This is a genomic window from Acinetobacter sp. BIGb0196, from assembly GCF_011759595.1.
GTDB lineage: Bacteria > Pseudomonadota > Gammaproteobacteria > Pseudomonadales > Moraxellaceae > Acinetobacter > Acinetobacter guillouiae.
In genome coordinates, this window is sequence record NZ_JAAOZA010000001.1 from 2,711,625 (window position 1) to 2,734,652 (window position 23,028).

20 protein-coding genes and 1 pseudogene are annotated in these 23,028 nt (G+C 38.4%); 9 read left to right on the forward strand and 12 right to left on the reverse strand.

Going from position 1 to position 23,028, the window contains the following annotated elements; all coding sequences use genetic code 11:
* Positions 1–69 precede the first annotated feature (69 nt).
* Both FHR28_RS12405 and FHR28_RS12410 read left to right on the forward strand, forming a co-directional pair.
* Positions 70–912, forward strand: coding sequence for an IclR family transcriptional regulator (locus tag FHR28_RS12405; protein ID WP_004721464.1), 843 nt, complete (start codon positions 70–72; stop codon positions 910–912).
* Between the two features lie 88 nt (positions 913–1,000).
* Positions 1,001–2,176 (forward strand): MFS transporter, encoded by a 1,176-nt coding sequence (locus FHR28_RS12410; protein ID WP_166782702.1) that lies wholly within the window; start codon positions 1,001–1,003, stop codon positions 2,174–2,176.
* Positions 2,177–2,239: 63 nt separating this feature from the next.
* Here the strand turns inward: FHR28_RS12410 and FHR28_RS12415 are convergent, their stop codons facing one another.
* Positions 2,240–3,211: an NAD(P)H-dependent flavin oxidoreductase gene (locus FHR28_RS12415; RefSeq protein WP_004721466.1), complete on the reverse strand. Its 972-nt coding sequence runs from the start codon at positions 3,209–3,211 to the stop codon at positions 2,240–2,242.
* A 50-nt stretch (positions 3,212–3,261) separates the two neighbouring features.
* On the opposite strand from FHR28_RS12415, the pseudogene FHR28_RS21930 reads away from it, so the two are divergent.
* Positions 3,262–3,387 (forward strand): annotated as a pseudogene (locus FHR28_RS21930) (enoyl-CoA hydratase); the annotation flags it as partial.
* A 95-nt stretch (positions 3,388–3,482) separates the two neighbouring features.
* On the opposite strand, the gene FHR28_RS12425 reads toward FHR28_RS21930, so the two are convergent.
* Positions 3,483–4,328 carry an IclR family transcriptional regulator gene (locus FHR28_RS12425; protein ID WP_166782703.1) on the reverse strand — a complete coding sequence of 282 codons (846 nt, stop codon included), beginning with the start codon at positions 4,326–4,328 and terminating at the stop codon, positions 3,483–3,485.
* 190 nt (positions 4,329–4,518) lie between these two features.
* Positions 4,519–5,736, reverse strand: coding sequence for a CaiB/BaiF CoA transferase family protein (locus FHR28_RS12430; RefSeq protein WP_166782704.1), 1,218 nt, complete (start codon positions 5,734–5,736; stop codon positions 4,519–4,521).
* 329 nt (positions 5,737–6,065) lie between these two features.
* Between FHR28_RS12430 and FHR28_RS12435 the strand changes: the two genes are divergently transcribed.
* The 4 genes from FHR28_RS12435 (at position 6,066) to FHR28_RS12450 (ending at position 11,270) form a co-directional block, all read left to right on the forward strand.
* Entirely contained in the window at positions 6,066–7,217 is a 1,152-nt protein-coding gene (locus tag FHR28_RS12435; RefSeq protein WP_166782705.1) for an acyl-CoA dehydrogenase family protein, read from the forward strand.
* 61 nt (positions 7,218–7,278) lie between these two features.
* On the forward strand, positions 7,279–8,529 hold the full coding sequence (locus tag FHR28_RS12440; protein ID WP_004721472.1) for an MFS transporter: 1,251 nt from the start codon (positions 7,279–7,281) through the stop codon (positions 8,527–8,529).
* A gap of 173 nt (positions 8,530–8,702) precedes the next feature.
* Positions 8,703–10,415, forward strand: a complete 1,713-nt coding sequence (locus tag FHR28_RS12445; RefSeq protein ID WP_166782706.1) for an electron transfer flavoprotein-ubiquinone oxidoreductase — start codon at positions 8,703–8,705, stop codon at positions 10,413–10,415.
* A gap of 264 nt (positions 10,416–10,679) precedes the next feature.
* Positions 10,680–11,270, forward strand: a complete 591-nt coding sequence (locus FHR28_RS12450) for a tetratricopeptide repeat protein (RefSeq protein WP_228722066.1) — start codon at positions 10,680–10,682, stop codon at positions 11,268–11,270.
* Between the two features lie 77 nt (positions 11,271–11,347).
* Here the strand turns inward: FHR28_RS12450 and FHR28_RS12455 are convergent, their stop codons facing one another.
* Positions 11,348–11,677, reverse strand: a complete 330-nt coding sequence (locus FHR28_RS12455) for a hypothetical protein (RefSeq protein ID WP_004721480.1) — start codon at positions 11,675–11,677, stop codon at positions 11,348–11,350.
* Positions 11,678–12,406: 729 nt separating this feature from the next.
* On the opposite strand from FHR28_RS12455, the gene FHR28_RS12460 reads away from it, so the two are divergent.
* A complete protein-coding gene (locus tag FHR28_RS12460) occupies positions 12,407–14,086 on the forward strand; it encodes an arylsulfatase (RefSeq protein WP_166782708.1) in 1,680 nt (559 codons plus the stop codon).
* Positions 14,083–15,087, forward strand: a complete 1,005-nt coding sequence (locus FHR28_RS12465; protein WP_056512937.1) for an SUMF1/EgtB/PvdO family nonheme iron enzyme — start codon at positions 14,083–14,085, stop codon at positions 15,085–15,087. The genes FHR28_RS12460 and FHR28_RS12465 overlap by 4 nt, the downstream gene beginning before the upstream one ends.
* Positions 15,088–15,214: 127 nt before the next feature.
* On the opposite strand, the gene tatC is transcribed toward FHR28_RS12465, so the two are convergent.
* The 8 genes from tatC to FHR28_RS12505 all read right to left on the reverse strand — a co-directional run bounded on the left by tatC (position 15,215) and on the right by FHR28_RS12505 (position 23,020).
* Positions 15,215–15,988: a twin-arginine translocase subunit TatC gene (tatC, locus tag FHR28_RS12470; protein WP_166782709.1), complete on the reverse strand. Its 774-nt coding sequence runs from the start codon at positions 15,986–15,988 to the stop codon at positions 15,215–15,217.
* A complete protein-coding gene (gene tatB, locus FHR28_RS12475) occupies positions 15,985–16,503 on the reverse strand; it encodes a Sec-independent protein translocase protein TatB (protein ID WP_166782710.1) in 519 nt (172 codons plus the stop codon). The genes tatC and tatB overlap by 4 nt, the downstream gene beginning before the upstream one ends.
* A gap of 17 nt (positions 16,504–16,520) precedes the next feature.
* Positions 16,521–16,745 carry a Sec-independent protein translocase subunit TatA gene (tatA, locus tag FHR28_RS12480; protein WP_056512930.1) on the reverse strand — a complete coding sequence of 75 codons (225 nt, stop codon included), beginning with the start codon at positions 16,743–16,745 and terminating at the stop codon, positions 16,521–16,523.
* 148 nt (positions 16,746–16,893) lie between these two features.
* Positions 16,894–18,657: an alkaline phosphatase D family protein gene (locus FHR28_RS12485; RefSeq protein ID WP_166782711.1), complete on the reverse strand. Its 1,764-nt coding sequence runs from the start codon at positions 18,655–18,657 to the stop codon at positions 16,894–16,896.
* Between the two features lie 106 nt (positions 18,658–18,763).
* On the reverse strand, positions 18,764–19,777 hold the full coding sequence (locus FHR28_RS12490; protein WP_166782712.1) for a lipase secretion chaperone: 1,014 nt from the start codon (positions 19,775–19,777) through the stop codon (positions 18,764–18,766).
* A gap of 76 nt (positions 19,778–19,853) precedes the next feature.
* Positions 19,854–21,077 (reverse strand): alpha/beta fold hydrolase, encoded by a 1,224-nt coding sequence (locus FHR28_RS12495; protein ID WP_166782713.1) that lies wholly within the window; start codon positions 21,075–21,077, stop codon positions 19,854–19,856.
* A gap of 718 nt (positions 21,078–21,795) precedes the next feature.
* The gene (locus FHR28_RS12500; RefSeq protein WP_166782714.1) at positions 21,796–22,836 is read right to left on the reverse strand and encodes an NAD(P)-dependent alcohol dehydrogenase; all 1,041 of its coding nucleotides are present in this window, start codon (positions 22,834–22,836) and stop codon (positions 21,796–21,798) included.
* Positions 22,805–23,020: a hypothetical protein gene (locus FHR28_RS12505; RefSeq protein WP_166782715.1), complete on the reverse strand. Its 216-nt coding sequence runs from the start codon at positions 23,018–23,020 to the stop codon at positions 22,805–22,807. The genes FHR28_RS12500 and FHR28_RS12505 overlap by 32 nt, the downstream gene beginning before the upstream one ends.
* Positions 23,021–23,028: the final 8 nt, after the last annotated feature.

Below are 23,028 nucleotides of genomic sequence, written 5' to 3' on the forward strand. Positions count from 1 at the left end.
ATGAATGGATTTATTTTGCAGAGCGAAATATAATAGCCAAACTGTTGCTTTATTATATTTGAGTATTGAATGTCTCAGAATTCAGAAACTGAACAACCTATAAATTTTGATGAGATACGTCTTGATCCTATTTCACATATTCATCGGGAAAATAACCCCCAATTTATCGCTTCTTTAGCACGTGGTTTAGAGCTATTACGTTGTTTTTCTGCCAACAATCAAGTCTTGGGTAACCAAGAACTGGCAAAAATGACGGGTTTACCAAAACCAACCATTGCGCGGATAACCAATACCTTAGTGTCATTAGGCTATTTAAAACAACTACCTAATTCCACCAAATATACCTTGGATATCGGTGTTTTATCTTTAGGCTATGCAGCCTTGTCCAATATTTCTATCCGTAATATTGCACATCGCTATATGGAAGAAATGAGCCAATATGTACAAGCACCTGTTGCAATGGCAACCCGTGACCGTTTAAATATGGTCTATATCGATGTGGTTCAGATCGAAACCGCTTTAAATATGCGCCGTCCCATCGGCTCAACCCTACCCATTCACAGCAGTTCCATGGGTCGAGCTTGCTTGGCGGCTACACCTGAACGTGAGCGTAATTTTTTACTGGATGCGCTTAAACAAAAAAATGCTGAAAACTGGCCTGCAATTAAACGTTCTTTAGAACGAGCTTTCCGAGATTATCAAGATTACGGATATTGCCTTTCTTTAGGTGAATGGCATAAAGAAGTAAACTCTGTTGCTGTACCTTTAGTCAGCTCCAAACATGGTCTTTATGTGTTTAACTGCGGTGCACCAAGTTTTCATTTAAACCCTGAAAAACTTGAAGGTGAAATTGGACCCCGTTTAATCCATATGGTGCACAACATTCAAGATGCTTTGAGTGAAACGCCTTAACAACGATGTTTAAAATCAGATGCTTAAAATCAGCAGATACATGGTTGTGTGGATTAAAGTTCCGATTTCATAATGACAAACCATAGGCATGATGAAAAACACTCTCTATACCCCAACCATTATTTTAATGGCAGTTGCAGCAGGCATCTGTACTGGTGGGAATTATTTTAGCCAACCACTGATTCATTCCATTAGTCTAAGTTTAAATTTAGCAGATACCACCACAGCATGGGTGCCTACTTTAGCGCAAATCACCTATGCAGCAGGTCTGCTATTTTTAATGCCTTTAGGGGATATTCTTGAAAAGCGTAAGTTGTTGTTTATATTTATGCTGCTTGCCTCAATTGGGCTAATTATTAGTGGTTTTTCCCACAATATTTATCTGTTAATGTTCGGTACCATCATTACAGGGTTATTTTCTAGTTCAGCCCAACTGTTGTTACCACTGGCTGCCAGTCTGGTTCCAATTCAACATAGTGGTCGTGTTGTTGGTTTTTTACTGAGTGGGTTAATGATGGGTGTCTTATTGGCACGCTCATTATCAGGGATGATGTCGACGCTTTTTGCTTGGAATGTTATTTATCTGCTCAGCGGTTTTTTATTATTGCTCATTGCGATTATTTTGTACCGTAATATTGGCTTATTTCCTCCAACCAAATCTGAAAATTATCTCAAAACAATTCACTCACTGCCGCAAATCTTTATTCAAAATCGTCGCCTAAGAATCAGAACCTATATTGGTGGATTAACCTTTGCCTGTGTAAGCTTAACCTTTACCACCATGTCTTTACTCTTAGCTCCTGCGCCTTATTTTTTCAGTGATTTTACGATTGGCTTATTTGGGTTTGTCGGTGTTTTAGGGACATTCGTTGCCAATTTTTCAGGTAAATTTATTGATCAAGGCTATATTCATAAAATTTCGATATGTTGTGGTATCGGTCTGATTTTAAGTTGGCTATTGTTTTTGTTGCTCTCTTATAATTTTATCTTTTATATCATTGCCTTACTTATCCTTTATGCTTCGCTCTCGGCTGTTCATGTCACCAATCAGAGTATTGTCTTTAAGCTTAACCAACAATTGCGTTCACGTTTCAATGCCATCTATATGACAGGTTATTTCGCTGGCGGTGCTTTAGGGACCACGAGTGGAAGCTATGCATGGAAACATTTTGGCTGGACAGGTGTATGTATCTTGGGCTTAGTTTTTGCCCTGCTGTGTCTATATTATTGTCTTGCAGATGCTAAAAATCAGCACAATTCATAGTGTTGTGCTGATCTTTAAAAGCAGTCTTTCATCATCGAGATAAAGCTGAACTCAAATAGATGTTTATAAAAGCCCGAATAAACGTCCACGAATAATGTCTTCTGCATCTTTTACAATACGGTTGACCAGTTCATCACATGTCGGAATGTCATGGATCAGACTGGCAACCAAACCACATGACCACGCCCCAGCATTGACATCACCATCGATCATCACTTTAGGATAAACACCTGCAACTTCTTCAATGATATCTTCAAATTTAATCTGGTCACCAAGTGCTTTTTCTTTGGCTACAATTTTTTCTACAGCTGCATTATTCATAACGCGCTCAGTATTACGCAAAGCGCGCATAATTAAACGAGTATCTCTTTCTGTAGCATTCAGGATCGCCTGTTTCACATTTGCATGTACTGGCGCTTCTTGAGTTGCAATAAAACGTGTTCCCATATTAATACCATCCGCCCCCATGGCTAAAGCGGCAGCAAGTGAGCGTCCATCAGCCATACCACCTGATGCAACAAATGGAATTTCTAAGGTATCGGCAGCTAAAGGCAATAAAATCATATTCGGTACATCATCTTCACCGGGGTGCCCACCACACTCAAAACCATCGACAGAAACAGCATCACATCCAATTTTTTGAGCTTTTAGACTATGCCGAACCGAAGTACATTTATGAATCACTTTAATTCCAGCGGCCTTTAAATAAGGCATGACCTGTTCAGGATTACGACCTGCTGTTTCTACAACTTTTACCCCACCCTTAATAATTGCCTCGACAAAACCCGGATAATCAGGTGTATTGACTGTGGGTAAGAAAGTTAGATTGACACCAAAAGGCTTATCGGTCATTTCTCGACATCGGGCAATTTCTTTTGCTAGATTTTCAGGTGTTCGCTGGGTTAAACCGGTAATAATGCCTAACCCACCCGCATTTGAAACTGCAGCAGCCAGCTCGGCAAAACCGACATAATGCATACCGCCTTGAATAATCGGATGTTCAATTTCAAATAATTCTGTAATTTTGGTTTTCATATTCTTTCCACTCACTATTTTATATTTAGAGGCTCATTTCTTAGCATCCTATGCTTGTCGATAATTTATTAAATCTGATCGATCATGAGTCCACTGTATTCTCACTTTGTTTGCAAGGTGACGAGTTTAAACAAGCTCTGAGTACCTTGATGAAAAAAAACACCCATTTTCCGTAAGCAAACTATTTAACATGCATCTTATTAACATGCATCTTATTAAAAAGGCCAACAATGCAGATCGTTGCTGGCCTTTCAGTTTTAAAGCAATAAAATTAGCTAATTTCAGTGCGGATATTATTCACCATGTGGAGAAGACGCGGTGCAATATCCTCTTCAAGTTTTTCGCGGTTCATAATAAAGCTTGGTCCACCGCAGTTAAATACCAATAGACCATGTTGTTCATGAATCAAGGGAACTGCCACTGAATTGACATCTTTATGCCATTCACCAATTGAAAAACAATAGCCAAAATCTTGATAATCTTTAAATGCTTTGTCTAAATCACGGTTAATCTTGATCCAATCGTCTTTATGTTTGCTACGGATTGCATCAAGTAAAAACTCTCTTTCATCTTCAGCCATTGCAGCCAGACATGCACGTCCCATTGAACTTAAATGAATCGGCAAATAAGTACCGACTTGACGACGCATAGTCATATTACCCTTGCCTTGTACCACATCCAAATAAATCATATTTAGACGATCACGCGTTGCCATTGCCACAGCAGCACCTGCATAATCCGCTAAGTTTTTCATATAGGGATGTGCAATATTACGGATAGACACATTAGAAAGCATGGAGTAACCAAACGCCAAAACCCCAACTGAAAGTTGAAATTTGCTTGAATTTGGGACCTGCTTAATATAGCCCAAACGTGACAATGTGTGCGTTAAACGGGTAATGGTCGGTTTAGGCAAACCGGTCATTTGTGATAACTCTTGATTACCCAAATGCTGATGTTTTGGGGTAAAGCAACGTAAGAGTTCTAAACCACGTCCTAAAGCTGTAATAAATTGACGATCATTTTCATCTTGCATATCTTCAATCGGATGCAATAACTCATGCCTCAAAGGCGCTAATAATTTTTCTGTTTGTTCTGCATCTACGGCATCATTCATGGTTATACCAATTCACATATTTGTTTCGCACTGCGAAAATTATAATCTATTTTTTCTATAAATAGCAAAAAGCAATCATCTGATTCACTTTGAAAATAAAACGATGCATCTATCTCGATGTGAAAAGTCTAAATTTGCTTATTTTATTGAAAAAAATGGCTTTAGACTGCTCACATCATCTATTTAAAAACTATCCTATCACGCCTTTGGCTTTTAACTCATCAAGTTTTGCTGGAGAGATAATACGGCTTAAGATTGTTTGAGTATGTTCGCCTAATAAAGGAGGCGCATTTCTATACTCTACAGGTGTACGTGAAAGCTTAATCGGGGAACCGACCACAGTAAGTTTTTCACGTTGAGGATGTTGCATTTCTACCAGCATCTCTCGCGCAATTACTTGAGGTTCATTAAAAGCTTGCTCTAGATTATTAATCACACCAACAGGCACTTTAGCAGCATAAATTGCACTCACCCACTCATCGGCAGTCTTGCTTAAAAAATGCTTTGATAAAATTTCTATTACTTCATCACGATGCTTAACACGATCTGCATTACGGGTAAATCGAACATCATTGGGTAACTCTGGCAAACCAATACTTCTGCACAGTTGAATAAACTGGGTGTCATTACCACAAGCAATGATAAACTCTCGATCTGCGGCTTTAAATAATTGATAAGGCACAATATTGGCATGTGCATTGCCATAACGTACCGGCACTTTTCCAGATGAAAGATAATTCATTCCTTGATTTGCCATTGTGGCAATTTGCACATCAAGTAAAGCCATATCTATATGTTGCCCTAAACCCGTCATATGACGATTGAGCAAAGCCGCTTGTATGGCAATGGTTGAATATAATCCCGTTGATAAGTCTGAAAATGCGACACCTACTTTTTGCGGACCACCACCGGGTAAATCATCTTTTTCACCCGTGATGGACATGAGTCCACCCATTCCTTGAATGATAAAATCATAGCCAGGTTCTTCTGCTCTCGGTCCATTTTGACCAAAACCCGTAATCGAGCAATAAACCAGTTTAGGATTAATTTCTGATAAAGAAGCATAATCCAAGCCATATTTTTTCAAAGAACCAGCTTTGTAGTTTTCAATGACCACATCGGTATCTTGAATAAGTGCTTTGATGAGCGCCTGCCCTTCAGGATTTGCAATATCAATTGCAACAGAAAGTTTATTACGATTGGTCGACTGATAATAAGCGGCTTCTCGTGTCTCTTGTCCAGCGTCATCTTTCATCCAAGGTGGTCCCCAAGAACGCGTATCATCACCTAGTTTCGGTCTTTCAACCTTAATCACTTCTGCGCCTAAATCGGCAAGAATCTGTCCACACCACGGTCCAGCCAGTACTCGACTTAAGTCAAGTACACGAATTCCATTTAAAGCACCCATGTTTATTCCACTAACCTTTGATTAATTTCCTACAGGAAAATTTATTTAACATAAATTTCGCATAGCGATATATATTTTTAATATACACAGAAAAATTTAAAAATAAAACTTAATTTTTTCATCAAAAGTGATGATTTTTATTCAACAAATATAGATTAATTAAATCAAATAATTAGCCAACTGAAAAACAAGCACAATATACCGCATTGCGAAATTAATTTTCAAAATATATTGTTTTCTACTGATCCTTTGATTACTATCGCATCAATATGCAGGGTTTTAGCAACATCAGCTCGATGTTTTCAACATGTTGTACAAAGGACAAGACTATGATTCGAGATCAGGAAACACTCAAACAATTAGTAGATATGATTCGACAGTTTGTAGATGGTGTCCTTATTCCTCATGAGAATGAAGTCGCGGAAACAGATCAAATCCCTCAAGCCATCATTGAGCAAACGAAAGCTTTGGGTTTGTTTGGGCTGACGATTCCAGAAGAATACGAAGGTCTTGGCTTGACCATGGAAGAAGAGGTGTCCATCGCTTTTGAACTTGGACGTACTTCGCCTGCCTTTCGTTCACTGATCGGCACCAATAATGGAATCGGTTCGAGTGGCCTGATTATTGATGGTACCGAAACTCAAAAATCATTTTTCTTGCCCCGTTTAGCACGTGGTGAAGTGATCAGTTCTTTTTGCTTAACTGAACCAGATGCAGGCTCAGATGCTGCCTCTTTAAAAACCAGTGCTGTAAAAGAAGGTCAGTTTTATATTTTAAATGGCACCAAACGCTTTATTACCAATGCACCTCATGCAGGGGTATTTACGGTGATGGCACGAACCAATCCAGACATTAAAGGTGCTGGTGGAATTTCTGCTTTTATCGTAGATCGCAAAACCGCAGGAATCTCTCTAGGTAAAACAGATAAAAAAATGGGGCAAAAAGGTGCCCATACCTGTGATGTGATTTTTGAAAACTGTCGGGTTCCTGCTTCAGCACTGATTGGCGGTGTCGAAGGTGTAGGATTTAAAACCGCAATGAAAGTCTTGGATAAAGGTCGTTTACATATAGCCGCAATCAGTGTCGGTGCTGCCATACGTATGTTAGACGATACCTTAAAATTCGCCCTTGAGCGTAAGCAATTTGGACAAGCGATTGCTGAATTTCAACTGATTCAAGCCATGCTTGCTGACTCCAAAGCAGAAATTTATGCAGCGCAATGTATGGTTTTAGATGCAGCAAGACAACGTGATGCTGGGCACAACGTTAGTACAGAAGCATCATGCGCAAAAATGTTTGCCACTGAAATGTGTGGTCGCGTAGCCGATCGTTGCGTACAGATTCATGGTGGCTCTGGCTATATCAGTGAATATGCAATTGAGCGTTTTTACCGAGATGTGCGTTTATTCCGTCTCTATGAAGGCACCACCCAAATTCAACAAATGATTATTGCTCGAAATATGATTCGCGCTGCGTCTTAATTAATTTTTAGGCACTTTAAAACGATTTGAAGTGCTGTAAATCAAATGTAGGTAATGGATTATGGCGACAAACTACAATACACATCTCTCTTCAATACAACCTCACACTTGGAAAATTGCATTTGTTTTTGCATTTTTAGCCTTGTTGGTGGATGGTGCCGATCTGATGCTGCTGTCTTATAGTCTCAACAGTATTAAGGCAGATTTTGGTTTAAGTTCCGTGCAGGCAGGTATGCTGGGTAGTTTTACCTTGGCGGGTATGGCTGTCGGTGGAATATTTGGGGGATGGGCATGTGACAAATTTGGTCGAGTACGGATCGTGGTTATTTCTATTCTCACCTTCTCACTACTTACATGTGGACTAGGCTTTACCCAAAGCTTTCTTGAATTTGGACTATTACGCTTTTTTGCTTCTCTCGGACTTGGCTCGCTTTATATTGCCTGCAATACCTTGATGGCGGAATATGTACCTACACGTTACCGTACAACGGTATTGGGTACCTTACAAGCAGGTTGGACGGTTGGCTATATTGTTGCAACGCTACTCGCTGGATGGATTATTCCAGATCATGGCTGGCGTATGCTGTTTTATGTTGCCATTGTACCGGTGTTAATTGCTGTTTTAATGCATCTTTTGGTACCAGAACCACTCGCATGGCAACAGTCTCGTTTACAACAACCAACACGCGATAAAAATTCTGAGGAAACTTCAGCATTTAAACTGATTTTTAAAGATAAACGAAATCGCAATATGTTTATCTTGTGGGCGCTCACAGCAGGCTTCTTGCAATTTGGTTATTATGGGGTAAATAACTGGATGCCTTCATATCTAGAAAGTGAATTAGGCATGAAGTTTAAGGAAATGACCGCATATATGGTCGGTACCTATACCGCTATGATCCTCGGTAAAGTCCTTGCGGGGATGATGGCTGACAAACTTGGTCGTCGCTTTACTTATGCCTTTGGTGCGATTGGGACTGCTATTTTTCTACCACTGATTGTTTTTTATAACTCACCCAGCAACATTTTATATTTATTGATCGCTTTCGGATTTTTATACGGTATTCCTTATGGTGTAAATGCCACCTATATGACGGAAAGTTTCCCAACAGCGATTCGTGGTACAGCGATTGGTGGTGCCTATAACGTGGGGCGTCTTGGTGCAGCACTTGCGCCTGCAACGATTGGCTACTTGGCGTCGGGTGGTTCTATTGGTTTAGGTTTTGTGGTGATGGGAGCTGCATATTTAATTTGCGGCGTTATTCCCGCCCTCTTCATCAAGGAAAAACTCTACGATCCGCAAAAATCGTAAAAGTAACCTTGTAAAATCAGTTATCCCATTTTAAAGCCAGCTAAATCTAGCTGGCTTTTTTGTGGGTATCATTTTGAATTTGCTCATCAAGCAGCCCTTTTTTGATGCTTTTTTATTTGATATTTTTAGCCCAATAAATTAAAATACCGCTAAGCGAAATAGGATTTCTTTTTATGAAAGATTTACAACGAGAGTCAATGGAGTTTGACGTAGTGATCGTAGGCGCAGGCCCTGCGGGTCTTTCTGCTGCGATTAAAATTCGTCAATTAGCGCTTGAAAACAATCTTCCAGACCTTTCCGTCTGTGTGGTTGAAAAAGGCTCTGAAGTTGGTGCGCATATCCTTTCTGGTGCTGTACTTGAACCTCGTGCAATCAATGAACTTTTCCCTGACTGGAAAGAACAAGGTGCACCTTTAAATGTACCTGTGACTGAGGACAAAACTTATTTCCTCATGTCTGCTGAAAAGTCACAAGAAGCACCGCATTGGATGGTTCCTAAAACCATGCACAATGATGGTAACTATGTTATTTCATTGGGTAATGTAGTGCGTTGGTTAGGTCAAAAAGCGGAAGAGTTAGAAGTTTCTATCTTCCCTGGCTTTGCTGCCTCAGAAATCCTTTATCATGAAGATGGTTCTGTAAAAGGTATCCAAACTGGTGATATGGGTATTGGTAAAGATGGTGAGCCTACTCATAACTTTACTCCTGGCTATGAACTTCATGCAAAATACACAATTTTTGCAGAAGGTTGCCGTGGACATCTCGGTAAACGTCTGATTGCAAAATACAACTTAGATCAAGATGCTGATCCGCAACATTACGGTATCGGAATCAAAGAACTTTGGGAAATCGACCCTGCAAAACATAAACCTGGTTTAGTGATGCATGGTTCAGGCTGGCCTTTGGCAGAAACAGGTTCTTCAGGCGGCTGGTGGTTATATCACGCTGAAAACAACCAAGTGACCTTGGGTATGATTGTTGATTTATCTTATGAAAATCCACACATGTATCCTTTTGCTGAAATGCAACGTTGGAAAACACATCCACTGATCAAGCAATATCTTGAAGGTGGTAAGCGTATTTCTTATGGCGCACGTGCAGTTGTTAAAGGCGGTCTAAACTCTCTACCTAAACTGACCTTCCCTGGCGGTTGCTTAATTGGTGATGATGCTGGTTTCTTAAACTTTGCTAAAATCAAAGGCTCTCATACTGCGATGAAATCGGGTATGTTGTGCGGTGAAGCTGTATTTGAAGCAATCCAAGCCGGTCATGAGAAAGGTGGTGATTTAGCGGTTGCGCGTGTCGCTGAAGGCGAAGACTTCTTTGCTAAAGAATTGACTGCATATATGGACAAATTCAACAACAGCTGGTTAAAAGAAGAGTTACATCGTTCACGTAACTTTGGTCCAGCAATGCATAAATTCGGTTTATGGATGGGTGGTGCATTTAACTTTATCGATCAAAATATCTTTAAAGTGCCATTTACACTACATGACCTTGCACCTGACTTTAGTGCATTAAAAACTGTAGATGCTGCGACATTAAAACCTAACTATCCAAAGCCAGACGGTAAATTAACCTTTGATCGTTTATCTTCTGTATTTGTATCCAATACCGTACATGAAGAGAATCAACCAGCTCACTTAAAGCTGACCGATGCTTCGATTCCAATCAATGTCAACTTACCAAAATGGGATGAGCCAGCTCAACGCTACTGCCCTGCTGGTGTTTACGAGATTATGGAAAATGATGATGGTTCTAAGCGCTTCCAGATTAATGCTGCGAACTGTGTTCACTGTAAGACTTGTGATATCAAAGATCCATCTCAGAATATCACATGGGTAACACCGGAAGGTGGTGGTGGGCCTAACTATCCAAATATGTAAGCTGGATACTTAGGACGATGCTTTAATGCTGCTCACCACTAAACATGCGAGTGTTTAGATAATTTTGTGTAGTATTAACAGCGTCTTTTACCCCAATTTGTCGAGTGATATAAGCTCTTCATTTTCATTATTTAGGTAAGTTTAGTTCCCTAGGGAGCTAAGCTTGAAAGACAAAATAGACTAAGTCTTGGCTCAAATTAAGTTGACTATAACTTAATTTTGCACTTTAATTTTATTGATTAAAAGATACAAATGATTGAAAAAATGAAGAAATTTAAAATTAAAAAACTGATGTACCCTCTGATTATTCTTACATTTTTTCCCACTACACTTGTATTTGCAGAAAGTTTTGAAGCCCTACTCGAAAAAGCCAACAATGGGGACGTAAAAGCGCAATACCAAGTGGGTTATCTTTATAGCAGTGGCAATCAGGGTGTGTCCTTTGATGAAGAAAAAGGTGTTTTTTGGTTTAAAAGAGCCTCAGAAGCGGGTGATTCAGAATCTCAACTCAGTTTAGCAATGAGTTATTTATGGGGCTCAGGTGTCGGTAAAAATACCCGTAAAGGTATTGAATGGCTGACCAAATCTGCAAATCAGAACAATGCGATGGCACAATACAATTTAGCTGAAGAATATTCAGATGGGAAAAATATCAAGAAAGATCTAGATCTTGCAAATTATTGGTATCTTAAGTCGGCTGAAAATGGTGATGTGACAGCACAATTTAAATTGGGATCTCTATACTTAGATGGAAATTTAGGTCTACCTCAAGATATCAATAAAGCAAAAGAATGGCTGAAAAAAGCCGCAGATCAAGGCTATGAATTAGCACAACGGCAATTGGCTGTACTATGATTGAAGACAATAAAACGACCAACTTACCAATTTATAGAATTGATTTTTAATGATTATTTATTTTGACTGATACTTTTTTAAATCAGCGGTTTTACAACATTTAAAACCTCATGACTTTTAACAATTAAACAAATACATTGATCAAAAATGGCTTTTGAATTTTGTATAAATTCATCTTCCATCGCATCTAAATGTAAGTGGCTTTCTTTTTGGACTTTTTTGTACAAGGCAAATAAATCATGCTTATACTGAGACTTACAACTGAGATTGAAGTCCTTGAGTTCTTGCTCAAGTTCTAAACGCATATTTTCAATAAAATGCTGACGTGAAGCTTTATTATTCTGAATATAAAATAAGCGTGTTTGTTCATAAGTTCCTTTATGAAATATCATTTCATAAATTTTCATCGTAATACTTACCTATAGATTTGTATTTTCACTCTTAAAAGCAGAATTCATACAAATGTGTTATTTTATAAAATTTATCTATGTTCCCATTGAGATAATGTATTTTCAGTCTTTTATAAACATCTTTATCTGTTGTTTTTTATTAATCCTTAAAAACTCCTATTTCCCTTGGGGAAGGGAAATAGGATCAAGGCATCAAGAATCTTTAAAAAAGATCTCCCTCTAATTCTGTAGAATTTATCACATTAATCTTCAATTAATCAATACACCATCAACATAAAAACAGACAGTTCTGTATATTTTTGTTTAAAAAACATTCATTCGCAATCAAAGTGACTTGTTTATTTACATCGGCGTTTAAAGTTTAATCAGATTAAATTGTAGAACTGGATAAATTCAAATTGTTGCTATGCTAAAACCAATGATATTACAAAGGTGTATTTGAATATCATGTATTAAACTATCACGAATATAAAACTTTCCTAATATGCCTAAAGCATATCCAAGGCCTTGCTATAAGCTGATGGTGCTCATTTTTTTAAGCCTAGAAGTATTTTGGTTTTATTAAACAGCTCAACATACTTCCTTTTAAATGATTTCAACATCTATTCGGAAGCATATTGAGGGCTTTTCTTTTTTTCAGATTAACAATCAAATTTTAATTATTTTTACCATAAAAATTAACGCTCTAAACTCAGCCTAATTTTTTAAAAAACCAAGTCGACACGTATGTCTCATAAAAATCTGCTTACAACACTTTCTATTGCATTAATCAGTCTTTCTATTTCAGCATGTAATAATGATTCAGACCATTCAAATACTGTGGTGGAAACCAAGAAACAACCGAATATTTTATTTATCATGGCTGATGATTTAGGTTATTCGGATTTAGGGGCATTTGGTGGAGAAATACACACCCCAAATATTGACGCACTGACCAAAGAAGGTCGTATTTTAACGGACTACCATACTGCCCCAACCTGCTCACCGACGCGTTCACAATTAATTTCGGGTACAGACCATCACTTAGCTGGCATTGGGGCTATGGCTGAGCTCACTCCTGCCCACTTAAAAGGCCAGCCGGGTTATGAGGGCTACTTAAATGAGCGCTCACTCTCAATAGCAGAAGTGCTTAAAGATAATGGCTACCGAACCTATATCAGTGGAAAATGGCACCTCGGTTTAACCGCTGAAACTAACGCACATGTAAAAGGCTTCGATCATTCATTTACGCTATTGCAAGGTCTAGATTTACACTTTAAACAAGCGCCTAGTGCATATAAACGTAATGCCACCTATACGGAGGATGGTAAAGTTGTTCCAATTTCAGCATTACCCGATGACTTTTTCTCAACCAATTACTTCACCGATAAGCTAATTAGTTATTTAGAGTCAGGTAAAAATTCAGGAAAACCATTCTTTGCCTATGCTGCTTACACCGCACCTCATTGGCCATTACAAGCCCCAGCTGAATATCGTGACCGTTATCGTGGCGTTTACGATGCTGGTTATGATGCGATCCGTAATGGTCGTATTGCCCGCCAAAAACAACTTGGTCTAATTCCAGCTAACTTTACTGCAGCCGAACCGATTGCGACAAAAAATGCACCACAAAAATATGGCAAATGGAATGAACTTTCCACAGAGCAAAAAGTCTTAGAAGCACGCAGAATGGAAATCTATGCGGGTATGGTCGAAAACCTTGATGCCAATATTGGACGCGTGATTGAGTATTTAAAACGCAATAACTTATACGACAATACTTTAATTTTCTTTGTTTCAGATAATGGAGCTGAAGGCTTTATTCGTGGTAGTTATGGGGCTGAATCAGGTTTTGATAATCGGGTGAACAATGTCGGTACATCCAGTTCTTATCACTATGTCGGTCCGCGTTGGGCTGAAGTCAGTGCTGCACCTTTCCATTTATGGAAAGATACTGCGGGTGAAGGTGCAACCACAGCACCAGCCATTGTTAAACTTCCTCATCAAAATAAAGCGCAAGCAACCTATCATGGTTTTGCTTCAGTGCTCGATGTTTTCCCAACTGTTTTAGATTATGCCAATATTGCTGTCCCACAAAGTCAATATAAAGGTCGTCAGATTAATACCCCAAGCGGTTACTCGTGGAAATCGGTGCTTGAAAATAAAGCACAGGCGATTCGTCCTGTAAACTTTAGTTTTGCAGATGAATTGCATGGCAGTAAATATGCGCGTCAAGGCGAATGGAAAATTGCTTTACAAGGTAAAGCAGAGCTAGGAACGGGAGCTTGGGAATTATATAACTTAAAAAATGACCGTGGTGAAACCCAAAACCTTGCACAAAATAACCCAGTAAAACTACAAGAACTACTTGATGTGTATAACAAATATACCCAACAAAATGGGGTGAAGGAATACAACATTCAATGAAGTTTAGCCCTCTTTTAATTTCACTGTGCAGCCTGTTCCTTGTAACAGGCTGCAATAAAGCTACGCCCGACTCGCACCATTCTCCCAAACAAACCAGCAAAGCTTCTATACCACTTGGTTCATTGCAGCAATGCGAACACTATTCAGGTTTACCCAATGCATGGCAAAAAAAGCCAACAGCAGGTATGGTTTGGATTGCCAAAGGTTCATTTCAGCTCGGCTCCGATAAAGCCTATCCCGATGAACTCAATTTTGGGCAAAAACAACGTCAAGTTGAGGGTTTCTGGATCGATCAAACCGAAGTGACTGTGGCGCAGTTTAGTAGTTTTGTAAAAGCAACAGGCTATGTAACCGACGCAGAGCAACAGAAACAGGCAGCTGTATTTTCACCAGATGCCAATAAGCCTAATCAGTGGTGGCAACTCAAGTCTGATTACACTTGGAAAACGCCCAATGGCGCTTCGGGTCAAGCTCCACGCCCTGCTGAACCTGTTCGCTATGTGACCAAAAATGATGCTGAACATTACGCAGTTTGGTTAGGACGAGATTTACCTACCGAACAAGAATGGGAATATGCTGCAAAGGCGGGCTCAAAAACCGATACGCCACTGCATCAAGCGCCTCAGGATGCCCATCAACATCCACAAGCCAATTATTGGCAAGGTGAATTTCCAATGCATAATTCTGTTGAAGACCATTTTGCAGGTGTGGCACCTGTCGGCTGCTACCCTGCCAATGCGTTCCAATTGTTCGATATGATTGGGAATGTCTGGGAGTGGACCTCTTCTGTATATCAAGGCGCGCATGATCAACATATGGGAAATTATACTGATCTGCGTCAGCAAAGCATCGCAGCAACCCAATATGTGATTAAAGGTGGTTCTTTCTTATGTGCTTCGAGTTATTGCTCTCGTTATCGAAATAGTAGTCGATATCCGCAAGAGTTTGATTTGGCTGCAACGCATGTGGGGTTTAGAACAGTATTACGAACTCACCCATGAGACAAGGATAGGTTAAAATCTAGAGATCTGGCGAATTTATACACTTAAATATAAATTCGTCTGCTTTAAAAAAGAAGGGTTGAATAGAACAAAGCAACACTTAACCACTTTCGCTACAAATCAGCACTTATACACGTTTACGTTTTTCAATCATCTTGCCAAATACCAATCCCAATTCAAACAACATCCACATTGGAATTGCCAACATGATCATCGAAATAGCATCTGGTGGCGTGGCAAACATCGCAATAAAAAAACAGCCCACAATAATAAAGCGTCTTTTTTCCACCAGCGTTTGCGTGCTGACCAAACCGATTAAAATCAATACCAGTGTAATAATTGGAATTTCAAAAGTGACCCCAAACACCAAAAAGAGTTTTAAACAGAAACTTAAGTAACTATTAATGTCTGTCATTGGCGCAACGGTATCAGGTGAAACACTGATAAAAAAATGCAGAATCGAAGGTAAGGCAATAAAATAGGCAAAGGCAATCCCTGAATAAAACAAGCAAATACTGCTCAATAACAATGGGAATGCCAGACTCTTTTCTTTTTCATACAACGCAGGTTTAATGAATGCCCAAATCTGATAAATAATAAAAGGCATCGCCAGCATCAGCGCAATAAAGAAATTCAGTTTAAAAGGTGCCATAAATGTTGCAGTTACATCTGTAGCAATCATGGTCGAACTGGCAGGTAATTGGGCACGTAGTGGTTCAGATAACATTGAATAAGTTCTGTTTGCAAATGGCAACAAACAGAAAAAAAGCACAATCAATACCCCGATAATTTTAAACAGATGCTGACGCAACACCATCAAATGTCGGGTGATTGGCATTGCTTCAAGCTGAGTCGCTTCTTCGGAAACTTGCTCTTGTAGCTGCGGTATCATTGATGTCATACGGCCACCTTCAATTGCGATATTGACTTGGATTGAACAATATCAATACTGAGTTTTTCATCATTACATTGAACTTGTTTTAGCCAGATACTTGGCAAATAGACTGTAGGAATATCACGTGAGACAGGTTGATAAATCTGCTTCACTCTCAGCTGGGCTATTTGCTGTTCTTTTAATTGCGGTTGCTCTAATTGCTGTTTCTCTAATCGTGCTGGCGCTTGCTCTTGCTGTATAGCATCTCCAGGCATAGCCGATAATTGCTGTAGCTCATGCATCTGCGCCTGCATTTTTTGCTCTAATTCTTGAATACGCTGCATCTCATTCTGCATCTGTTCGCGCAATTCAGATAAGCGTAATTCACGGTCAATGTCGTTCTGAACATTGCTGATGAGACGTTTCAATTTACTGTACCATTTCGCAACAAAACGCGCAGCTTCAGGGAGTTTATCAGGTCCTAACACCAACAGCGCAATAATCCCAAAAACCAATAATTCAGAAAATCCGACATCAAGCATGTGTTAGTTCTCCAGTTTTAGTGCTTTACCGTAGAGTTCACATCAGCATTACTATTTTGATGTTCCTGTGTTCTTGGTTCATTCAATGCAGCAGTGGTTGTTTCATCATCTTGAATTGATTTTTTAAAATCCTTCACCGCACCGCCGACATCTTTACCTAAATTTTTTAATTTAGATGTGCCAAAAAGTAAGATCACCACAATTGCAAAAATAAGTACGTGCCAAATCGATAATCCAGCCATGGTTTTTTACTCCTGATATTCTTGTGTTATTTCAATCATTATGTGTACAAAGACAGTTTAGCCATGTACTACTGAAGAAATGATGTGATAGCAATAGCATCTAAATCTTCTTCAGTAGTCAGGCGATATAAAATTAAATAGTCTTTTGTTAAGCAGTTTTCTTAATCGAGCGGGCATTGACCAATTGATTATTCAACACCACTTGATGCCCACGTTTTGTATCCACAGTATATTGCGGCTCTTTAATGGTATCGACATAGATCCAGTCCGCTTGAACCTGCGTTGCAGTAAAGCTGACATTCAGATAACCACGTTGATTTAGGTTGGTATAATCCAATTCATCAATCAGTGTGGTAAACGCCATTTCAAACTGCTGTAACTGTTCCACTGGAATATTGAGATACTTTTCAATTCCCGGCGATGACACTGAACTTGTCGCCAGCTCAACACCGACAAAATCACCCGCCTGACTATACAACTCTGATGACCATGCATTATGGGTATCACCTGCCAGCACTACGACCTTCTTGTTCAATGCTTTTAAGGTACCATACAGAATTTCACGTTCAGCATAATAACCATCCCAAGCATCTAAATTATAAGGTGCGACAGTGGTTAAACGTGCCTTTTCAATTGCTGTCAATGTTGGATCGCCCTGTAGCACACGCATTTTCAGTTGCACTAACTCCATGATCATCGTATTGATTTGATTTAAAACCTCTTGAGTTGCGTTTCCACTCAGAACTGCACTCAACGGTACCAGTAATTCAGCAGGGATTAATATCTTACCCATCAACACTTGCTGACCCAATACATTCCACGTTGCCTTGGATTGAGCCAACTTTTGCTGTAACCATTCACGTTGGGTATACCCCATCAAGGTTCGATTCTGATTGGTTAAGTCAGTCTGAAAACGTTGAAAATCCATACCAGAAGCGGTGATATAATCGGTATATTCCAGTTGCTTATCTCTGGCAAGGATACGGGTATCTAACATGGTCAATTGCACCAGTGAACCAAAGTCAAACTGGCGATAAATATTGAGATGATCATTTGCGGAAATAGGACGAATCGGCATCCATTCAAAGTATGCTTGTAATGCAGCAAGTTTACGATCGAGGAAAGCCCCTTCATTGGCTTGGTGATTTTCAGCACCATCTCGCCATGTATCATTTGCCAACTCATGATCATCCCAAATCACAATAAATGGATGACGGTGATGCAATGTTTGTAAATCTTTGTCTTTACGATATAACGCATAGCGTTTGCGATAATCATCTAACTTGATAATTTCTTGATTATTGTCCGCAGCCAAAGTACGTCCTAACTTCACTGCATCTTCTGTTGCATAACCACCTTGACCATATTCATAAATATAGTCACCCAAATGAATTACCACATCAACATCTTGCTTGGCCATTTCACGATAAACATAGAAATACCCTGCTGGATAATTCGCGCAAGAACATACCGCAAAACTGACTTTGCTGGGGTTGATTGGTAGCGTTTTGGTTTGTCCAACTGGTGAAACTTTATTGCCAAAGCTAAAACGATAGAAATAGCGTTGATCTGGTTTTAAGTTTGTGGCATCAACTTTCACCGTGAAGTCTTGTGCTTTTGCTGTGGTGACTTTGTCTGTTTTAATGATTTGCTTGAATTGATCATCTAAAGCAATTTCCCAAGTCACTTGCAAACGTGCGCTGCTATCATTGGGCGTTAAGCGTGTCCATAAAATCACGCGATCTTGTAAAGGGTCTCCACTGGCAACCCCATGTTCAAAATTGACTTGTAGTGTTGTTGATTCTCGATCTGAACTGTCATTACATCCCGTAAAACCCGTAGATAAAGACAGTGCACCAAAACCGAATAGGCTTTTTTGAATAAGTTCTCGTCGTGTAATTTTGGCTGTCATACTTTACTCCTTAAACTATGGCTAGATTACAAATACTAAATAAGACCTAAATTTATTTATTCTCTACGGTCCCATTAACTAGATTGATTCATTGAATACACTTACATTAATTGAGAATATCTAGCGATTTTTCCGTATCATAAATTTTTTCCAAACTGATAATTCTCCGTTTATCATATCTGTCACTAAAAATTTCTTTTCTAAGCGCTTCAATTGATTTTTCCTGATCAAGCATATTTAAATCACGTTGCAAAATTTCACCTCGCTTTTGCATATATATTTCTGCTTGGTTTTTAAATTGCACTCTTGATTTATCAACAGCTTCCATGCGCTCGGTCACTTCAGGACCAAACACTTTTAACCGCTCCTTGCGTATATCTTCCTGTGAACCTCCTCTATTTTTTATTTCCTGAACTTTACGAGATACATCGTTAAAGTCTTTATTAAACTTTATGGCCTTTCTAGATTTTTCAGGCAGATTGTTTATCGCTGCATTGAGTTCCTGTTCGATTTCATCATCTGTCTTCCCTGTAGATTCATTTATTTTTAAAACAACCAACTCATAATCTTCAATTTTGTCACTTGCACCAAATAATGCCTTTATCTCAAAGGGGGTGAAAAATCTTGCTCGGATAGATCGAATCGCATCTACCAGTTTTTTCGCATTTATATAATTCGCTTGATTTTTCGAATGTGCCTTATGCGTTAAAATGACCTGATCGGTATATTTGACATACCTTATCCATAAATCCTTTACAATGCTTTGAGTCGGATCAACCAACAGCTTATTGAAAAAATTTAAACCAAAATTGGTAGGATCAGATTCAGTTGGATTATTTTTTAACAACTTATCAAAACAATCCTTGGTCATATTATCCAAAACAAAAGTTTGATTTGCATCAAAACTTAATTCACAGTAAATATTCCCTCCAAACGCATCAACCGCAATGGGTATAAAACCACTGTTTGGTTTTATACTGCCTATATTTAAAGCGGCCGCTTGATCTGGCTTCAAATCCTCCTGATTACTTATTTGTTTATCTGTTTGCTTAAACATAATCCATAGAAAACAAACAATAACCACTAGAAAAAAAGATGAAACTAAAATACTTTTTTTCATTTAAAATCCCTGATTTTTGTTTTAAATAAAATCAGACTATATTTATTCTTTATAGATCAATATAGCCCAAAGTCAATCACATATTATTTTCCTTTAAATAATTTGCATGATCTTTTAAAACATCAATTGGGTTTGGAATTGTTGCCCATTTTGTCGGTGTTTGAACCCAACCCCAATTCCAAGGCCAGCCTGAAACTGAGAATGATTCATCGTATTTATTAAACGTTCCTGACTGTTCTCTATGTTTCCAGTTATAAATTCCTTTTAAGTTTCCTAGACGACTACTACATACCGAGACCGTACCATCATGTGCTTGGTTGGGAAATAAATTTACCACTTCATCAATTTTTCCCGTCCACGATGTCATATAAATAGGATAGGAATGTCCATCGGATCCTTTGATAAAATATCGATCAGGTGTATTAGGTAAATTATAATCGCTTGGATTAGCTGTCTGTTTTAGACATTGAGCGGAAATGGGAATACCTTCAGGGAATAAAGTATTAAAATCTTGCATACTTTTGGCACTATTGGCTCGGATCCCTTCAAGCAAATTAATATAATTTAGACTGTTACGACGATAATCTTCATCTGGTAATTTTCTAACACCCTCACCGCCCCACACCCAGAACGAGGTGTTGGCATTAAAGGTTTTAATATCATTTTCATCTAATCTGCCATCAATTATAATTTTATGAAGTGCACTTAAAAAATCATGTCTATAAATGATATTTTGCAAAAAATTCAACACAGACTGTAGCGAAGAATAAGGCAACATACTGCTAATATCTAATTTTCCAGTTGCTTCATATTCTTGGATATTTTGATCAGCAAATGGACTTCCCCGATGTGGAGAACCAACAGTCGCGATGGAGGACACCAACTCAGGTTTAACCCCAAGCGCATAACGAGATGTCGGTCCACCTTGACTATGTCCTACTAAATTAAATTTAACGTCATCACGATAGTAAGTCGTTTGAATATACTGTAAATGCTTGATTAATTCTTCACCACGATATTCATTGCTATTTAAAGGACTTATAGAAACTGCTATCGCTGGTGTAGACTGTTCAGCCAATTGAGTTAATGTTGAGCCCCAGTAGTCATAAATAGAAAATTTTCCTAAAAACTTTACATGTTCTGCCCCTGCTAAGCCATGTACAAGCACAATTGGTTGAGGACTATTTTTATTTTCATAGCTGTCTACAATTGGATTTACATTAAAACCCGCAAAAGAATAGCTTGAATAAACTACTGTTGAAATTAAAAATGCCCACTTGGATAAATTAAAATCTTGCATACGTACTCCAATTTATAAAAATTTTCTTGTCATGGTCTATATCGTCGTCTCAAACTAAAATACATACCAAGATTCACAAATCCTTCGTGCTGTCTTATCGATTGGTATTGATTTAAATCATTTCTTAAAGTTATAAAAGTTGTGGAGTTTTATTGATAAATATTCACAACACAGTGTTAAAGTATAAAATTTAGAAATATGCGTATTGACATTTCACCACGAATTCATTGACAAATTACGACAAATATAAAGACCGATATGTATAAAGTATTTTCTTTTAGGGTTTTAGTAAATTCAATTGAATTAAACATACAAATAAAAATCACTTGAATAATAAAAAACTTATTATCTTAAATGCTTAATTATTATTTATGATGATCAAAAAATTCAGACTATAAATAAAAAATTAAAATCATACCATCCAAGGTTATTATTTAATTTTCATTTGATTAATATAATAAATACAACCAAACCAACGCATTATTTATACAAGTGATTTATATCTAGTCATTGATCATAAATAAAGCATATATTTTTGTATAAACTTTTAGATACTATTGGTTATTAATTCGTTTTTTGTACTTTTGAATCCTAGATGGTTGTCCTACCATAGGGCGACCTAGATGTCTCTGTTGGTAAGGGGCACATATTTTTAAACACTACATTTTTAAATAAAAGCATCCCTCCTCGCCTATTTAAGTGCTTAATGATTCAGAAATTAAAGATCAAAATCAATAATAATTTTAATCATATCTGCAGGTGCCGATGCCGCCAACTCAAATGCTTGAATACTTTGATTAAAATGAAAATTTTTTGAAATTAGAGGCTTTACATTAATTTGACCAGAAGCAATCAGCGCAATAGAACGCTCATAATCATTTGCATAACGGAAAATTGAAATCGTCTCAATCTCTTTGACTTGCATGGCAACAATATCCATCGGCACAGCGTGTTGTGGCATTCCAACAAAAATCAGTTTTCCCGCAGGTTTTAGACAATCGGGCGCTGCTGTAATTGCACTTGCATGACCACTACAATCAACAAATAGGTCGACACCACCGACAAAGTGCCGTTGCACAAAGCACTTTAAATCTTCCTGTGCGACATTACATGCAATTAAACGCTCACCATAATGCTGGACTAAAAAATCCAACTTCTGTTGTTTTATATCCGTAATGATGACTCGACTACAACCTGATGCGAGTAATGCCAATGCCATTAAAGCACCAATCGTCCCTGCACCAGTAACCACAGCAGTATCTCCAGGTGAAATACCCACTTTGCGAGCCACATGTACACCTGAGGCCAAAGGTTCAACCAGCACCGCTTCTTCAAGGCTGACATGATCTGGTAACTTAAAGGTTAAATTTGCAGGATGAACCACAGACTCACGCAATACACCATGTACAGGCGGTGTTGCCCAAAACTGAATATTCGGATCAAGATGATACAAACCCTGCATCGCTTCTGGAGAATTTGGCTCAAAAACCCCAGGCTCCATACATACACGATCGCCTATTCTTAAATGTTGAACTGCTGAACCTACTTCAACAATGATCCCACTCGCTTCATGCCCCAGAATCATTGGTGCATTGACAATAAAATCACCAATTCGACTATGCTGATAATAATGCACGTCACTGCCACAGATACCCACTTTGGCAATTTTAATGCGTACATCAGTTGCGCTTAGATATTCATTGATCTCAATATCACGAATTTGCAGTTTATCTTTTTCTTCCAGTACCAATGCTTTCATTGTGATTGCTTCCTTGGGTGTTGTTTTCCGTTGTTGCTTTTTTTGTTGTGCCTTTCTGCTGCTGACTTATTCCACTGGGTTGTGTTGCAATGGTTGATGTCATTTTTAATTGAGTCATATTTTCAATTGAGACGCATTTTTTAAAATGAGCGATCTTATAAGACCACTCATTTTGAATAATCAATTAAAGCC

Bases quoted from the DNA above. Each gene is read 5' to 3' on its own strand.
- FHR28_RS12455 (WP_004721480.1), bottom strand. From the start codon at position 11,677: ATGAAAATTTATGAAATGATATTTCATAAAGGAACTTATGAACAAACA.
- FHR28_RS12405 (WP_004721464.1), top strand. From the start codon at position 70: ATGTCTCAGAATTCAGAAACTGAACAACCTATAAATTTTGATGAGATA.
- FHR28_RS12450 (WP_228722066.1), top strand. From the start codon at position 10,680: ATGAAGAAATTTAAAATTAAAAAACTGATGTACCCTCTGATTATTCTT.
- FHR28_RS12445 (WP_166782706.1), top strand. From the start codon at position 8,703: ATGAAAGATTTACAACGAGAGTCAATGGAGTTTGACGTAGTGATCGTA.
- FHR28_RS12490 (WP_166782712.1), bottom strand. From the start codon at position 19,777: ATGAAAAAAAGTATTTTAGTTTCATCTTTTTTTCTAGTGGTTATTGTT.
- tatB (WP_166782710.1), bottom strand. From the start codon at position 16,503: ATGCTTGATGTCGGATTTTCTGAATTATTGGTTTTTGGGATTATTGCG.
- FHR28_RS12465 (WP_056512937.1), top strand. From the start codon at position 14,083: ATGAAGTTTAGCCCTCTTTTAATTTCACTGTGCAGCCTGTTCCTTGTA.
- tatA (WP_056512930.1), bottom strand. From the start codon at position 16,745: ATGGCTGGATTATCGATTTGGCACGTACTTATTTTTGCAATTGTGGTG.
- FHR28_RS12440 (WP_004721472.1), top strand. From the start codon at position 7,279: ATGGCGACAAACTACAATACACATCTCTCTTCAATACAACCTCACACT.
- FHR28_RS12430 (WP_166782704.1), bottom strand. From the start codon at position 5,736: ATGGGTGCTTTAAATGGAATTCGTGTACTTGACTTAAGTCGAGTACTG.
- FHR28_RS12435 (WP_166782705.1), top strand. From the start codon at position 6,066: ATGATTCGAGATCAGGAAACACTCAAACAATTAGTAGATATGATTCGA.
- tatC (WP_166782709.1), bottom strand. From the start codon at position 15,988: ATGACATCAATGATACCGCAGCTACAAGAGCAAGTTTCCGAAGAAGCG.
- FHR28_RS12460 (WP_166782708.1), top strand. From the start codon at position 12,407: ATGTCTCATAAAAATCTGCTTACAACACTTTCTATTGCATTAATCAGT.
- FHR28_RS12500 (WP_166782714.1), bottom strand. From the start codon at position 22,836: ATGAAAGCATTGGTACTGGAAGAAAAAGATAAACTGCAAATTCGTGAT.
- FHR28_RS12410 (WP_166782702.1), top strand. From the start codon at position 1,001: ATGATGAAAAACACTCTCTATACCCCAACCATTATTTTAATGGCAGTT.
- FHR28_RS12415 (WP_004721466.1), bottom strand. From the start codon at position 3,211: ATGAAAACCAAAATTACAGAATTATTTGAAATTGAACATCCGATTATT.
- FHR28_RS12425 (WP_166782703.1), bottom strand. From the start codon at position 4,328: ATGAATGATGCCGTAGATGCAGAACAAACAGAAAAATTATTAGCGCCT.
- FHR28_RS12495 (WP_166782713.1), bottom strand. From the start codon at position 21,077: ATGCAAGATTTTAATTTATCCAAGTGGGCATTTTTAATTTCAACAGTA.
- FHR28_RS12485 (WP_166782711.1), bottom strand. From the start codon at position 18,657: ATGACAGCCAAAATTACACGACGAGAACTTATTCAAAAAAGCCTATTC.